Raw genomic sequence first — 15,031 nt, forward strand, 5'->3', positions numbered from 1 at the left:
ATGGACGCGAAGACGCGGCGACGGACTCGGAATGTGCACATGGTCATGGTACTGAAGGATATACCACTTGGGTCCATCCCGCTGCTGTCCACTTCCTCAGACGTTGAACCGAAACAATATCACGTCCCCGTCCGCCACCACGTATTCCTTGCCCTCGCTGCGCATCAGGCCTCGCTCCCTGGCCGCGGCTTCCGAGCCGACAGCCGTGAGGTCGTCCCAACCCACGGTCTCCGCGCGGATGAAGCCGCGCTGGAAGTCGGAGTGGATCTCGCCGGCCGCCTCGGCGGCGGTCGAGCCGCGGCGGATGGTCCAGGCGCGGGCTTCCTTCTCCGCCGCCGTGAAGAAGCTGATCAGGTCGAGGAGATGGTAACCGGCGCGGATCAGCCGGTTCAGCCCGGGCTCTTCGAGGCCGAGCTCGGCCAGGTACTCGGCCCGTTCGTGCGCGTCGAGCGATTGCAGCTCCGCCTCGATCGCCGCGGCGAGCGCCACCACCTCCACGTCGTCTCCTCGATCGGCCAGGGCCGCACGGAGCGCGCGCACGTGGCGGTTGTCGGCCTCGGGCAGATCGCCCTCGAGCACGTTCGCCACGATGAGTTGCCGCTTGGCCGTGAGGAGCTGTAGCTCAGCCAGCCAGCGGCGCTCGGCTTCGTTCTGGGTCGGCACTTCGCGTGCGGGCCGGCCCTCTGACAGCGCCTCCTCGAGCCGCGCGAGCAGCTTCGCCTCGGCCTGAGCATCGCGGTCGCCGCTGCGCGCCACCTTGATCACGCGGTCGGTCCTCTTCTCCACGGTGGAGAGGTCGGCCAACGCCAGCTCCGTGTCGATGATCTCCAGATCGCGCACCGGGTCGACAATGCCTGCCACGTGGGCGACGTCGGGATCGTCGAAGCAGCGCACGACGTGGCAGATCGCGTGCACGCCACGGATGTGCGCGAGAAATCGGTTGCCGAGCCCCTCGCCCTCCGAAGCTCCCTCGACGAGTCCCGCTATGTCCACGAAGGTGACGACCGCCGGCACGCGCGCCTTGGGCTTGATCACCTCGTTCAGCAGGTCGAGGCGCGGGTCGGGCACCTCCACCACGCCCACGTTCGGATCGACCGTGCAGAACGGGTAGTTCTCGGCCGCGGCGCCCGCCGCGGTGAGCGCGTTGAAGAGCGTGGACTTCCCCACGTTGGGGAGCCCCACAATGCCTAGCTTCAGGTTGGGCATGTTCCGTCTATGACGTGCGAAAGGCCCGGCGTGCTGGCCCGGGCCGCGGGCGTGAAGCTAACGGGACGCGCGTAGCATCGGGAGCCCCTATCCCGCCGCCTGCTGCACCGCGCCGATCAGCGCCGGATAGGCGTCATACGCCACGCGCGCCTCCTCCAGCGGCAGGCGCTCGACGTTTGTGTGCGCGTACCGCTCCTCGCCGGGGGCGTAGCCGATGGTGGGGATGCCGTGCACGCCGCACGCGTGGCCGCCGTCGGTGGCGAAGGTCCAGGGCCGCAGCGTCGGGCGCCGGCCGGTGGCGCGTTCCACCGCCTCCACGGCGGCGAGCGCGACCGGGTGTTCGGCCGACAGCAGGAAGCCGGGAGTGAACAACCGCCCGTCCCTCTCATGACCGGTCCAGGTGCGCTGCCGCTCGCTCGCGTTCGCCACCTCCAGCGTGTACGGCTCCTCCAAAGGCACGCGCTCGCGCAGCCAGGCCTCCAGGCGGCCGCGCGCGCTTTCCGCGCTCTCTCCGGGGAGCACGCGCCAGTCGCAGATCACGGTGACCACGTCTGGGATGACGTTGCGGCTGGTGGGCCGGGCGCTCACGTCGGTGGCGGCGATGGTCGACGGCCCCAGGATGGGATCGCCGCCCAGGGTCGCGGCGAACGCCTCGATGGCCTCGAGCACACGCCCCAGCGGCGCCAGGGCGTTGGCCGCGCGCTCCGGCGCGCTCGCGTGCCCCGCGACGCCGCGCACGCGCACCTCAAGCTCCGCGCGACCGCGGTGGCCGATGCACACGTCGCCGTGCGTGGACTCGCCTATGATCACGGCGTCCGGCCTGACCTCGCCCGACTCGAGCAGCCTGCTCATACCCCAGCCGCCGCGTTCCTCGAGCACGGTGTGCGCGACGATCACGTCGCCGGGTGGACCACCCGCGAAGCTCCGCGCGTACTCCGCCGCGGCGTGCGTCTGGATCGCGAGCGGGCCCTTGATGTCCATGGCGCCCCGGCCGTGCAGGACGCCCCCCTCGACCCGCGCTTCAAACGGGGGGTGCTCCCACTCGGCGGGGTCGCCCGCGTCGACCACGTCCAGGTGACTGGAGAGCATGACGGCAGGCCCGCCGCCGCCCGCGATCCGCCCAACCGCGCTGCCCGATTCGTCCAGGCCGACCTCGTCGAACCCGAGCGCGCGCATTTCTTCGGCGACCCGTCGAGCCACGTCACCCTCGCCCCCGGGCAGGCTCGGCAAACGGATCAGGTCGCGCGCGAACTCGATCGCGCCCTCGAAGGAAGGATCCATGGCAGCGAACGTGCGCCTGTGACCGGCGCGTGGCAACGCCACCACCGCTGGCCACCCGGCAGGATCCGGGTCCCCTGCCCCGGGTCCTGCGCGCGCTAGTTGCTTTTTAATTTAGCTCGATCTAAAATTTGTAGCATGGCTACGCGACTCAGCGCAATCGCCAGCCCGGTACGGCAGCGCATCCTGCGCACCATCTGGGACCGCGAACGCAGCGCCGGCGAAATCGCCTCCGACTTCGACATCACCTTCGGGGCGGTTTCGCAGCACCTGGGGGTTCTTCGGGGGGCCGGACTCGTGCGAGTCCGCAAGGACGGGCGGCGACGGCACTACAGGGCCGACCGAGACGCTTTCGGGCCCATCGGCCCGGCGCTCGAAGCGATGTGGAAGGACAGCCTGATGAGGCTCAAGGCGGTCGTCGAAGACCAACACGGAAGGGACGTCGAATGACCGGCACCAACTCGATGGACTTCTCGGTCCACATCTGCGCTCCGCGCGAGACCGTGTTCCCGTTCCTCGCCGAGCCCGAAGGATTCGCGGCGTGGATGGGCGCGGGCAGCTCCATCGGCGGCGCGCCGGGCGACACCATGCGTGTGGAGTATCCCAACGGCGTGCAGGCGTTGGGCGAGGTGGTCGAGGTCGATCCTCCGCGGCGCATCGCTTTTACGTGGGGATTCGCGAACAACGAGAATGACATCGCCCCGGGAGAGACGCTCGTCACGATCACCCTCGATGAAGTGCCGGACGGCACGCTGCTGACGCTTCGGCACGAGCGCTTCGCGACGCCGGACCAGGCGACCGCGCACCGGGGGGGCTGGCGCTACTACCTCGCGCTGCTGACCGAAGCGGCGTCCGCCGCGACGTACGACGGCACTCTCGCCCACCGTGTCGAGGCGTTCATCGACGCGTGGGGCGAGGCCGACGTCGAGCGGCGTCGCGAGATCCTGCAGAAATGCGTCACCGACGACATCGTCTTCCGCGACGGGATCGGCTACACGCACGGCCTCGACGACCTGATCGGCCACATCTCGGCGGCGCTGCGCTTCATGCCCGGCCTCAGCCTGGAGGGAAACGGCGCCCCGCGCCGCACGCACGAGGTGGCGGTGTTCGGCTGGCGGGTGAGGGACCCGGACGGCGCCGTCGTGGCCGCGGGCGACAACGTCGCGCGGCTCGCGCCGGACGGCAGGTTCAGGGAGGTGGTAGGCGTGAAGGGGTGAGCGCCTAGCGCACGTCCGTCAGCAACCACTCCCCGCCGCCTTGCTTGGTAAAAAGCAGCATGAGCCTCTCGGTAACGCCGTCGACTCCGAGGACGAACCCGCTGATGTCGGAAGACGCTCCGGGCTCGATGCCGCGCACTCCTATACCCAGATCGCCCCCGACTTCTACCGGCCCGCTCGCGAACCAGCGCGCCAGGGTCTCGGCGAGAGCGGCCTTGTCGCGCCAACGTGCGCTCGTGAAGTCCTCGGAGACAACCGCCAAGGCGGCGTCGATGTCACCGCCTCTCAGGGCATCTTGCCAGCGCTCCAGCGCGTCGAAAAGGCGCTCTCGGCTTTCCCGCCGAATCTTCACGCTCCTCGCGTCGCGCACGAACCGCGGCGGATCGGTTCGGCCGATGACCTGAGAGGCGACGATGTAGGCGTCGATCAAGCCGAATCCGGTGGACTCGTTTGCGAGAATCGCGACGACGATGCGGCGCTCGAGCTCCACGTAGAGGACCGAATGCCCGCCGATGATGGTGCCGCCGTGGTAAATCACGCGGCCCACATCGGGGTCGGCATCCACGATCCAGCCGATGCCGTGGTCAACCTCCTCGCCCCCGACGGTGGTCTGGTTCGTGGCGAGCACGTCCAACGTCTCGTCGGCAATGAACCCGCTGCCCGGCAGGAAGGCGGACCCCAATCGAACGAGGTCTCCGACGGTCGACAGGTAGCCGCCGGCCGCCCAGATGTAGGAGATGTCGTTTCGGGCGACGCGCACTCCCTCATCGTACAGCGCTGCGAGATGAGGGCTTGCCGCGCCGACGCTATCCGCCACCTCCGCGCGCGTGTCGGACATGCCCAGGGGGCTCAGCACGGCGGACCGCACGTACTCCGGAAACGGGCGGTCACTCGCTCCTTGTACCGCCGCGCTGAGCAGGGTCCACGCGTAGCTCGAGTACGACCAGCGCTCTCCCGGGGCATGCAAGAGGGGGTCGTCCCTGAACAGCTCGAGCGCGTCGACCACGTCCGCGTAGGCCTTCTTCGGGGCCGCGGTTTCGCCCAGCCGGTAGTGGCGCACGCCCCCCAGGTGACCGGCCAACAAACGCGCCGTCAACACGCCGGACTTGGCGGGATATGCGGGAACGTAGGCGCGAATGTCGGTGTCCAGGTCCAGCCTCCCGTGCTCCAGGAGCTTGGCGATCGCCGCAGTGGTCAGAACCTTCGAGACGCTGCCGACTCGGTACACGGTCTCGGACGTGGCGGCGATCCCGCTCTCGGCATCCTCGAAGCCGAACCCGGCCGACCAGAGCAGCTCACCGTCGATAGCGACGGCCGCCGAAAGGCCGGTAATGCCGCGACTCTCCCGCAGGCGTTCGAGGAAGCCGGAAGCCGCCTCGATTCCTGCGGAATCGATCTTCGGAGGTCCGTCCTGCAGGGCGCGCGCGTGGGCAGGGCTGAACCAGAATGTCGCCGCCGCCCAGGCCGAGAACGCAAGGGTCACATGCCGGACACGTGTACGGTGATCCATTGATCTGCCCTGTGAATTGCGATTGGCTTCCGACCTAGGACGGGTGGAGGGGCCGGATGGTTCGTTGGCGCGGTTGCTGAGGTTGTTGGTCGGTGGCGGGGGCGCGCCTGGACTGGTTCCCGCGCGCGACGTGTCCACTCCTGGCGATGAGTAACTCGTTCGAGATTTGAACTAGTTGCGAATCGCGAAAAAGGAAAGGGGCCGCGCCTCCCGGGCGCGACCCCTTTCCTTCACTGGGCGCGGTGTACGGCGGCGCCGCGCCGGGCAGGCAGCCTTACAGCAGCGTCGCCAGGCCGTGCGCCAGCGTCAGCGCCACGTCCAGCGCGGCGTGCACGAGCCCGACCGCGGCGTCCACCGCCTCGGCGGCCGGCTCGGCGTCACCCGCGTGCACGCGCGACAGCCACGGCGCCAGCACGAGCGCCACGACGCTCATGAGCTTGATCAGGATGTTGAGCGAGGGCCCGGAGGTGTCCTTGAACGGGTCACCCACCGTGTCGCCCACCACCGCCGCCTTGTGCGGCTCGGACCCCTTGCCCCCGAGGTGACCCGCTTCGATGTGCTTCTTGGCGTTGTCCCAGGCGCCGCCCGCGTTGGCCATGAACAGCGCCATGAGCACGCCGGTAACGGTGGCGCCGGCGAGCAGGCCGCCCAGCGCCTCGATGCCGATGAAGTAGCCGACGGCGACCGGCGCGAAAATCGCCACCAGGCCCGGCAGGACCATCTCCCGCAACGCGGCGCGCGTGGAGATGTCCACGCAGCGGGCGCTGTCGGGCTTGGCGGTGCCCTCCATGATGCCGGGGATCTCGCGGAACTGGCGGCGCACCTCTTCCACCATTCCGCCCGCCGCGCGTCCCACCGCGGTCATGGTGAGCGCCGCGATGTAGAACGGCAGCACGCCGCCCAGCAGCAGCCCGATCGTGACGATGGGGTCGGTGATGTCGAGCCCGGACTCGCGCAGCCCCACGGCCGACGCGTAGGCGCTGAAGAGCGCGAGCGCGGTGAGCGCGGCCGAGCCGATCGCGAAGCCCTTGCCGATCGCGGCGGTCGTATTGCCGATGGCGTCCAGGCCGTCGGTCACCTTGCGGACGTCCGGCCCCAGGTCGGCCATCTGGCTGATGCCGCCGGCGTTGTCGGCGATGGGGCCGTAGGCGTCCACCGACATGGTCACGCCCACCGTGGCCAGCATGCCGACCGCGGCGATACCGATGCCGTACAACCCGGCGACGGCGAACGAGACGTAGATCGCCAGCGCGATCAGAAGCACCGGGATCACCGTCGACTCCAGGCCCACGGCCAGGCCGTGGATGATGTTTGTGGCGGAGCCGGTCTGGCTCGCGTCGGCGATGCGCCTGATGGGCTTGGAGGCGGTGTAGTACTCGGTCACGAGACCGATCAGGATCCCCACCAACGTGCCGGCGAGCAGCGCCCAGAAAGGCCCGGTCGACGGGTAGGTCAGCCCCGCCGCGGCGTCTACCAGCTCGAAGTCCAGCCCGCGAATCACGAAGTACATCACGCCCAGGAACAGCGCCGCCGCGATGAACGTCACGTTGCGCAGCGCCGCCGCCGGATTGGTCTTCTCCAGGGCCTTCATGAGCGCGATTCCCACCAGCGACATCAGCAGGCCGATGAAGATCGTGATCAGCGGCAGCGCCACGGCCTCGGCGCGGTTGGCCACGTACACGGGGCTGGTGGCGGCGATGGCGATGGTGGCGATCACGCTGCCGACGTACGACTCGAAGATGTCGGCACCCATGCCCGCGACGTCGCCCACGTTGTCGCCCACGTTGTCGGCGATGGTGGCCGGGTTGCGCGGGTCGTCCTCGGGGATGCCCGCCTCGACCTTACCTACCAGATCGGCGCCGACGTCCGCGGCCTTCGTGTAGATGCCGCCGCCCACGCGCGCGAACAGCGCGATGGAGCTCGCCCCCATGGCGTATCCGCTGACGATCTCGCCGAAACGCACGAACTCGGGGCCGGAGATGGCGGAAGCGCCGTAGAACCAGTACCAGCCGCCCACGCCGACCAACCCCAGCGCGGCGACCGAGAGACCCATCACGGCGCCGCCGAAGAACGCGACGCGCAGGGCCTTGCCCTGGCCTTCGTCCTTTGCCGCGGCGGACGTGCGCACGTTGGCGCGGGTAGCGGCGGTCATGCCGAAGAAGCCCGCCGCGATCGAGCTGAGCGCGCCCGTGATGTAGGCCAGCGCCGTCAGCTGCGAGATCGCCAGCCACAGCAGCGCGGCGACGACCACCAGGAAGACCGCCAGCACCGAGTATTCTCGGCGCAGGAAGGCCATCGCCCCGTCGTAGATCTGCGCTTCGAGATCCCGCATCAGATCCGTGCCGGAAGGCTGCTTACGCACGTACATGTAGAGGCCCAGCGCGGCCAGAAGGCCGATCGCCCCCGCCAGCGGAGACCACGTTGCCAGGGCGGTCAGGTCGGTCACGAGCTCCTCCAGAGTGGTTGCCCTCGAAAAATCAGCCGCGGCGCGCGCCGCGGCGATTCATGGTTGTCGCGTCTACCTGTTGTGCCGGCTCATGGCCACCTCGACGCCATCGTCCAGCCAGTCACGAACCGCCTCCGTGAGTCCCGGCAGCAGGCCCGCGACCGTCTCTTCCTCGTCCGGCTCGAAGTCTTCCAGCACGAAATCCGCCATGTCCCGGCCGGGCGGAAGCGGCCCCACGCCAATGCGCAGCCGATTGTAGGCGGTGGTGCCCAGCGCCGCCTGTACCGATTTCAGCCCGTTGTGGCCGCCCGCGCTACCACCCGGGCGGAAGCGCACGCGCCCCACGTCCAGGGCGGCGTCGTCCACGATGACGAGCAGATCGCTGCCCGGATCGAAGTCCTCCAGCCCGCGCAACGCGCCCAACGCGGAGCCGCTTCGGTTCATGTACGTCAGCGGCTTGAGCAGGCGAACGTAGTGATCCCCGACGCGTCCGCCCGTCACCAGCGACCTGCCTTCTCGCCGGAAGGGGCCGATATCCCAGTCGTAGCTGAGCCTATCGACCGCCCACCAGCCCACGTTGTGTCTGGTGTCCTCGTACTCGGAGCCCGGGTTGCCGAGCCCGCAGATCACCCTCACGCCGCCGCGTCCGCCGAGAGGACGGGCCTACTCGGCCGACTCCTCCTCGCCTCCACCGTCCGCCTCCTCGCCACCCTTGCCGATGACCTCCGGCTCGCCGGCACCCTCTTCCCCTTCCAGCAGTTCCTCTTCCTCGCCCTCCTCGACCTCCGGCTCCTCTTCGGCGCGCGGGGCCGCGACGCTGCAGATGGTCCGCTCGAGGTCGATCAGCGTGGTGACGCCCTCGGGCAAGTTGATGTCGCTCACGTGCAACGCATCGCCGATGACCATCTCGCTCACGTCGAGCTCTATGACGTTCGGGATCTTGGAGGGCACGCACCGCACGGTGAGGTCGTGGATGACGTGGTCGAGGACGCCACCATCCTCGCGCACCCCGATCGGGGTGCCTTCCAGACGGATCGGCACGCCGACCTCGATTTCCTCGCCGGCGCGCACCTGGTAGAAGTCCACGTGCAGAATCTCGTTGCGATAGGGGTGTGCCTGCACCTCCCGCACGAGCGTGTTGACGGGCGCATCCTCACCCTCGACGGACAGCTCGATGATCGTGTTCTCCACCGAGATCCGGTTGAACAGCAGGGTCAACTCGTGCGCGTCGACGGACAGCGCCCGGGTCTCTTCCTGGCGTCCGTAGACCACCGCCGGCACGCGGCCGGTGCCACGCAGCTTGCGGGCGGCGCCTTTGCCCCGCTCCGCGCGGGGGGTGGCGATCAACGTAATGGACTCCGTCGCCATGCTTTCCTCCAAAAAATATCGTGAGCCCTAGTCGAAGAGCTGGCTCACAGACTCGTTCGAGTGGGTATAGCGGATCGCGCGTGCCAGCAGCTCGGCCACGGACAGCACGACCAGTTTGTCGAAACGTCGCTCAACGGGAACGTCCAGCGTATTCGTGACCACCACCTCCTCCACCGAGGACGACTGCAGCCGTTCTCCGGCGGGCCCCGACAGCAGCGGGTGCGTGGCGGCGGCGAAGACGCTGGTCGCCCCCCGCTCGTGCAGCGCCTCTATGACACCGGACAGCGTCCCAGCCGTGTCGATCATGTCGTCCACGATCAGGCACGGCATGCCCTCCACTTCACCCACCACGGACACGACCTCGGCCACGTTGGGGGCGGGTCTTCGCTTGTCGATGATCGCGAAGCTCGCGTCCAGCCGGCGCGCTACGCCGCGCGCCATCTTCGCGGCGCCAACGTCCGGGGCCACCACCACCAGGTCCTCCAGCTTCTTGGCGGCGAAGTAGGCGCACAGCACCGGCGACGCGTACAGGTGGTCGACCGGGATGTCGAAGAAGCCCTGCAACTGGTGGGCGTGGAAATCGATGCCCAGTAGTCGGTCCGCGCCCCCGGTGACGATCAGATTGGCCACGAGCTTGGCGCCGATCGCCACGCGCGGTTGGTCCTTGCGATCCTGGCGCGCGTAGCCGTAGTAGGGCATCACCACGTTGATCCGCGCTGCCGAAGCCCGCCGCGCGGCGTCCACGATGAGAAGCAGCTCCATCAGGTTTTCGGCCGGCGACGGGGTCGGCTGCACGATGTAGACGTCGCGACCGCGCGCGTTCTGGTTCAGCCGAACGAAGATCTCACCATCGGCGAACCGCTTGATGGTAATGTCCCCAAGGGGCACACCCATGTGCTCGGCGATCTCCTCGGAGAGCGGCCGATTGGCCGTCCCCGAGAGGAGCATCATCGGTCCCCGGAATGTGTCTCGCATGCGCTCGTCAGCCGCGGTTTGGTGCGAAAGCACGACAGCCTGAAAAGCTAGCCGGAGGGCCAAAGACCGTCAACGGCGGCTCGCGAGGCCCAACTGGGCGGACGCACGAGGCTGGCGGGACGTGAAGACGCCGCCGCCCCGGGCGGGACGACGGCGCTTCGGTGCCGATCCGATCTACGCGCCGCGAGGACCGCGGGGGCGCGGCCCGCGACTGGTCACGAGTCGCTAGAAGAGTCTGCTCAGAGCGAAGATCGCGGTCGGCACACTGATCAGCAGGATGCGCACGGTCTCACCGGTGCTCCGTCGCTCCGGCACCACTATCTGGTCTCCGGCGCGAATCCCCAGTTGGTCGAATGTCCTGCCCTCGTTCAGGGCGAGCTCCAGAGGCTCCCCCTCCCAGACCCGGTCGCCGCGACGCTCAACGCGCACGTCGTCCAGCTTCGCTTCGCGGGTGGGGCCGCCGGCCATCGTAAACGCTTGGGTTACGGGCACGTCGGCGGGGATCACGTAGAAGCCTGGCTGCGACACCTCGCCGATGACCGAGATACGGACAAGCGCTTCCGCCCGCACGGCCGGAGAGCGGATGTAGCGTGTCAGGTGCTCCTCGAGGTGCGGCTCCAGTTCGGAGCGAAGTAGCCCGCCGAGCTCGACCTCGCCTCCTACCGGCAGCACCAAGACGGGTCCCGGCGCCACGGTGAACGTGTCGCTCAGCTCCTCCTCGTTGCGCACCAGCAGGTGTACCTGGTCGCCCACGTGGAAGTCACCCTCGATCAGGCGCCCGCGGACCACGTCGGCTTCCATCTGCAGCGCCTCGCGGTCCTCCTCGTGAAGATCATCGTCCACCAGCTGGCGCTCGATGTCGGCGAGCACCCGCTCGAGTCGGTCCCGGGTGTCTCCGAGGCGGGGGATCGCTCCCGGCGGAGCCTCCTGCCCCGAGACGGGCGGGGCGAGCGCGACCAGCGCGAGCGTCAGCGCTGCGATTCGGAGTCTCATCGATCGAGTTCCTCTCTGTGACCATCTGCCCCGCGTGGCGGGACGGAAATCAGTCCGAAGGCGGCGAGCCGCTCGACCGCGTCGCGCGGCCGGAGCCAGAGCGGCCGCACCCGGCCACAGGCGTCGCAAAACAGGGACCGCAAGGACGCCGACGTCGCACGGCCGTTGGTGCGCTCCCGCGGGAAGCGTCCGCCGGGGCCACACCCGCCACATCGATTACACCACAACGGAGCCTCCGTGCGCTCTCGCCTTCCGTGGTTCGCCAGGCATACGGTATCGTCGCATGGGGCCCTTCCCATTCAAAGCTGAAGCCACCGCTCAGAGACGGCCCGCGAATCGAGCTAACTCGTTGTTCAAGAATCGCTTGAGGCCCGGGGCGCCGATCGGTCCCAGCGCCAGTTTCGTTGTGTGTCCGCAACAACCCTTCCGGCGAGCCGCCTCACTGTTGTAGGTTCGCACCAGAGTCGACCCCGGCTGCTGGACCGACGCGGCACGCGCGGGTGCCCTCGGGGAGGATAGATTTCACGAAAGTGTAGGCGCAGTAGGCACATGGGCCGCGCGGGCGCGCACTCGCACGAAACCTGCCGGGGATGCGAACGGACCGAGTCGCTCTCCCCGGAGTGATTTCCCGCCTTCGAAGCGGGGCGAGTCCAAACGGTACTCTCCCGACCGTACAGGACAGCCTAGATGCCCGAACCGCTGCCGCTGGTGCTGATCGCCAGCCGAGACGAGTGGACGACCCGATCCGTGGAGTCGGTCCTCACTCCCTCAGGCTTCGCCGTCGAGCGCGCGCAGAGCGGGGCCCGGCTGTTGGCCCACGCCGCCGCGACCCGACCCGACGTGGTGCTACTGGGCACCGACCTCCCCGACGAGACGGGGGTGTCGGTGGCGCGCCGGCTACGAGAGGCCAGCGCCGTCCCCCCGAGCACGCCGATTCTCCTGCTCAGCCCTACTCCTCCCTCGCGCGCCGAGCGCATCGCCGCGCTCGAGGCAGGCGCCTGGGACGTCCTCGCCTTCCCGGTCGACCCGAGGGAGCTGCGCGCTCGGTTGAGCGTCTACGCGGGGGCCAAGCGCGACGCCGACGCGGCGCGCGGCGAGGGCTTCGTGGACGCGCATACGGGTCTCTACAACATGCGCGGGCTGCTGCGCAGGAGCGCGGAGATCGCCGCTTTCGCGCGGCGCATGGAGCAGCCGCTCGCGTGCGTCGTGTTCGAGGCGGACCGCGCGGGGGCGTCAGGTATTGAGTTGGCTGACGGCCAGGCGCCGGACCTGTCGGCGGTCGCGACCGTCTTTCTCGAGGTGGGGCGCCGCTCGGATGTCCTGGGGAGGGTCGACGAAGCGCATCTGGCGATCCTCGCCACCGACACCGACGACAGCGGGGCGCGCGGCCTCGCGCGTAGACTGTCGGGCGCGCTGGAGCCCGGGACCGCCGCCGCTCTGCGGACCGGCGTGTGGGCCGTGTCGGACGCCGGTCAGGCCCCGGCCGACCCGAGCGAAATGATCACGCTGGCGACTCGGGCCGTGGAGGCGTAGGCGGGTTCTCCAGCGCCACCCACGCCTCCGCCGACTATCAGCCGACGCCCGCGGGCGCCTCGTCGTGGGGCTCGTAGCCCGGCAGATAGCCGTAGATCTCATAACCCCCGTATAGGCGGCCCGCGGCGACGTCGTTCACCACGGCGCCCATCACGTGGACCGGGAAGCGCTCGAGGTTGTCGAGCTTGCTCTCCGTCATTTCCCGGTCGGTGCTGCCCGTCCGAAGGACGATCAGCGCGTTGCGCGTTGCCGTGGCGAGCACCAGCGGATCCACCCCAGCGCCGAGCGGCGGGCTGTCCACGAGGATGGTGTCGTAGCGGCCACGCAACTCGTCGAGGAGATCGGTCAGGCGCGTGGTGCTCAGCAGCTCCGGCCCTCGACTCAGGCGCGTACCCGCAGGCAGCAGGTCGAGCGCCGGGTAGGGCGTCGGCTTGATCACCTCACTCAGCGTGGCCGTACCGTCCAAGAAGTCCAGCAGGCCGGGCTTGCGCTCGATGCCGAACATGCGGTGCAGCGCGCCTCGCCTCGTGTCGCCGTCCACCAGCAGCGTGCGTCGGCCCAACTCTGCGTAGGCGAGCGCCAGGTTGGCGGACACGAACGACTTGCCGTCGCCGCTGCCGGGGCTGGTTACGGTCAGCATGACCGGCCCGCCGTTGCCGTTCTCGAAGGAAACGTTGAGACGGACGTTGCGGAACGCTTCCACCAGCTCGGCCGCGTTCTCGAACTTGCCGAGCTGCTTGGGGCTATGGATGTGCGGAATGGCAGCGAGGATGGGCAGTCCCATCTGCCGCACCTGGTCGGGATGCTGCAGCCGCGGATCGAACTGGTCCCGCAGGAACGCGCCCACCAGGCCGAGCGCCAGCCCGCCGAGCAGGATCACGAGGAACATCCGGATGCGCTCATCGTTCACGGGCCGGATCGGCACCGCGACTGGATCGAGCTGGCGTATGTCCGGTATGCTGCTGACCGCGGCCAGACGCGCTTCCTCGTAGGAGGACTGGATGTTCCGGTAGATCCTGTCCGCGATGTCGCGGTTACGCACCAGCCGTTGCTCCTCCATGGAGCGCGCCGGGATGCGACGGATCTGCGCCGAGGCCGTGCCGATTCGCCTCTGCAGGTCCGACTCGGTAGCCGACAGCCTGTTGAGCACGCCCTGCGCCAGCGCCGGGATCGTCCTGGCCTCGATCGACGCGATCTGGCCGGTGACCTCCTGCACCTGCGGGTGCTCGTCCGTGTACTGCTGCAGCAGCGCCCTGCGCTCCGCGCGCTTGGCGGCGAGGTCCGTGAGGGCCAGCGTCAGCTCGCGCGTATCCTGCACCGACGGGACGATCTCGAGTGACCCGAGGCCGGCGGCGGTCTCGCCGCCCAGGGCGCGCCGGATGGCGTCCTGATCGCGGCGTACCTGATCGAGCTCGAACTGCTGCTCGTAGTAGTTGCGAATCACCGGATCCTGTGCTGCCTGCACGCCCCCGGCGATGGGCGCCCCGGATTGCGACGGGAGCGTGATGGTGACGGCGCGGAAGCTCTCCAGCGCCAGCTCCGCCTCGCCCAGATTGTCCCGCGCGTACGTGAGCTGGTCCTCCATGATGCGCGTCAGCTCGTCCAGGCGGGCGCGCTTGAGGTCGGCCGCCGTCTTTACGAACTCGTCGAGGACCACCTGCAGCGTCGCCGCGGCGGCGCGCGGCTCCTCGCCCTCGAGGGAGATGACCATGAAGTTGCCGTCGCGCACGACGGTGGCGTCGAGGGCGCCGGCCAGGCTGCGCGCCGCGCCCAACGTGCGGAAGAGCTGGAAGCCGTAAGCGCCGCTGGGCTCCAGCGCGCCCCTGGGGGCCTGCACCGTGAAGCCGCGCTCCGCGCCCACCGGCTCGCCGAGCGCCGCGCTGTCGATCACGGCCCCGGCTCCGTCGAGCAGGGAGTAGCGCGCTCCGGACCGGTCGACCGTCAGCGAGTACGCGCCCGGCTGGAACGCCTCCGTCATGTCGATGTGGGGGATGATGACCGTGTCGGTCGGAGCCGCGGTGCCCACGTTTAGCCTGCGGTCACGCACCACACCGTCCAGCACGGCATGCGTCTGCAGGAGTTCCACCCACCCGTAGCTCTCGAGCGGCTGGCGGGCCTCGATCGGCCCGCGTCCGCCGCGCGGCGGCTCCTCGATCCAGACCTTGCCCTCCACGTAGTACATGGGCGTCATGTTCCACGCGACCACGCCTCCCGCCACCGCGCCCAGCGCGGTCAGGCCGAAGATCAGCCACTTGTATCGCAGGGCGGCGGCCGCGTAGCGACGCCAGTCGAGGCCTTCATCCTCCACCGGATGGCGCGCCGGCCCTTCGGGCGGCCATTCGGCATCATGCGGCTGTAAGGGCGCGGGGCCGCCATGCGGAGTGGGAAGGTTCCTGTTCTGTTCCATCAACCGGGTCCCCCGGATCGGGTTGGACGAAGGATTACCGCCGCCCTCGATAGCAAGGGTGATACCGCTGGGAATCTACCCCGAGTGGGGCCATTTGG

The 15,031-nt window shown here is 69.2% G+C and carries 12 protein-coding genes; 3 read left to right on the forward strand and 9 right to left on the reverse strand.

What is annotated here, in order from left to right:
• Positions 1-96: 96 nt before the first annotated feature.
• Both ychF and ABFS34_05815 read right to left on the reverse strand, forming a co-directional pair.
• Complete coding sequence (gene ychF, locus ABFS34_05810; GenBank protein ID MEN8374948.1) at positions 97-1,206, reverse strand: redox-regulated ATPase YchF; 1,110 nt, start codon at positions 1,204-1,206, stop codon at positions 97-99.
• An 87-nt stretch (positions 1,207-1,293) separates the two neighbouring features.
• Positions 1,294-2,487 (reverse strand): M20/M25/M40 family metallo-hydrolase, encoded by a 1,194-nt coding sequence (locus tag ABFS34_05815; protein MEN8374949.1) that lies wholly within the window; start codon positions 2,485-2,487, stop codon positions 1,294-1,296.
• Positions 2,488-2,622: 135 nt separating this feature from the next.
• On the opposite strand from ABFS34_05815, the gene ABFS34_05820 reads away from it, so the two are divergent.
• Both ABFS34_05820 and ABFS34_05825 read left to right on the forward strand, forming a co-directional pair.
• Positions 2,623-2,934, forward strand: coding sequence for a metalloregulator ArsR/SmtB family transcription factor (locus ABFS34_05820; protein ID MEN8374950.1), 312 nt, complete (start codon positions 2,623-2,625; stop codon positions 2,932-2,934).
• A complete protein-coding gene (locus ABFS34_05825) occupies positions 2,931-3,701 on the forward strand; it encodes an SRPBCC domain-containing protein (protein ID MEN8374951.1) in 771 nt (256 codons plus the stop codon). Before ABFS34_05820 ends, ABFS34_05825 begins: the two co-directional genes overlap by 4 nt.
• Before the next feature lie 4 nt (positions 3,702-3,705).
• Here ABFS34_05825 and ABFS34_05830 read toward each other — a convergent pair whose 3' ends face one another.
• The 6 genes from ABFS34_05830 to ABFS34_05855 all read right to left on the reverse strand — a co-directional run bounded on the left by ABFS34_05830 (position 3,706) and on the right by ABFS34_05855 (position 10,993).
• The gene (locus ABFS34_05830; protein MEN8374952.1) at positions 3,706-5,184 is read right to left on the reverse strand and encodes a serine hydrolase domain-containing protein; all 1,479 of its coding nucleotides are present in this window, start codon (positions 5,182-5,184) and stop codon (positions 3,706-3,708) included.
• A 301-nt stretch (positions 5,185-5,485) separates the two neighbouring features.
• Positions 5,486-7,648, reverse strand: coding sequence for a sodium-translocating pyrophosphatase (locus ABFS34_05835; GenBank protein MEN8374953.1), 2,163 nt, complete (start codon positions 7,646-7,648; stop codon positions 5,486-5,488).
• A gap of 81 nt (positions 7,649-7,729) precedes the next feature.
• Positions 7,730-8,293 (reverse strand): aminoacyl-tRNA hydrolase, encoded by a 564-nt coding sequence (gene pth / locus ABFS34_05840; protein ID MEN8374954.1) that lies wholly within the window; start codon positions 8,291-8,293, stop codon positions 7,730-7,732.
• Positions 8,294-8,320: 27 nt separating this feature from the next.
• Entirely contained in the window at positions 8,321-9,025 is a 705-nt protein-coding gene (locus ABFS34_05845) for a 50S ribosomal protein L25/general stress protein Ctc (GenBank protein MEN8374955.1), read from the reverse strand.
• A 27-nt stretch (positions 9,026-9,052) separates the two neighbouring features.
• Positions 9,053-10,000 (reverse strand): ribose-phosphate pyrophosphokinase, encoded by a 948-nt coding sequence (locus ABFS34_05850; protein MEN8374956.1) that lies wholly within the window; start codon positions 9,998-10,000, stop codon positions 9,053-9,055.
• A 225-nt stretch (positions 10,001-10,225) separates the two neighbouring features.
• On the reverse strand, positions 10,226-10,993 hold the full coding sequence (locus tag ABFS34_05855) for an SLBB domain-containing protein (GenBank protein MEN8374957.1): 768 nt from the start codon (positions 10,991-10,993) through the stop codon (positions 10,226-10,228).
• A gap of 687 nt (positions 10,994-11,680) precedes the next feature.
• On the opposite strand from ABFS34_05855, the gene ABFS34_05860 reads away from it, so the two are divergent.
• A complete protein-coding gene (locus ABFS34_05860) occupies positions 11,681-12,526 on the forward strand; it encodes a response regulator (protein MEN8374958.1) in 846 nt (281 codons plus the stop codon).
• Between the two features lie 37 nt (positions 12,527-12,563).
• On the opposite strand, the gene ABFS34_05865 is transcribed toward ABFS34_05860, so the two are convergent.
• Positions 12,564-14,834: a polysaccharide biosynthesis tyrosine autokinase gene (locus tag ABFS34_05865; GenBank protein MEN8374959.1), complete on the reverse strand. Its 2,271-nt coding sequence runs from the start codon at positions 14,832-14,834 to the stop codon at positions 12,564-12,566.
• Between the last annotated feature and the right edge of the window lie 197 nt (positions 14,835-15,031).

The organism is Gemmatimonadota bacterium, from assembly GCA_039715185.1.
Taxonomy (GTDB): domain Bacteria; phylum Gemmatimonadota; class Gemmatimonadetes; order Longimicrobiales; family RSA9; genus DATHRK01.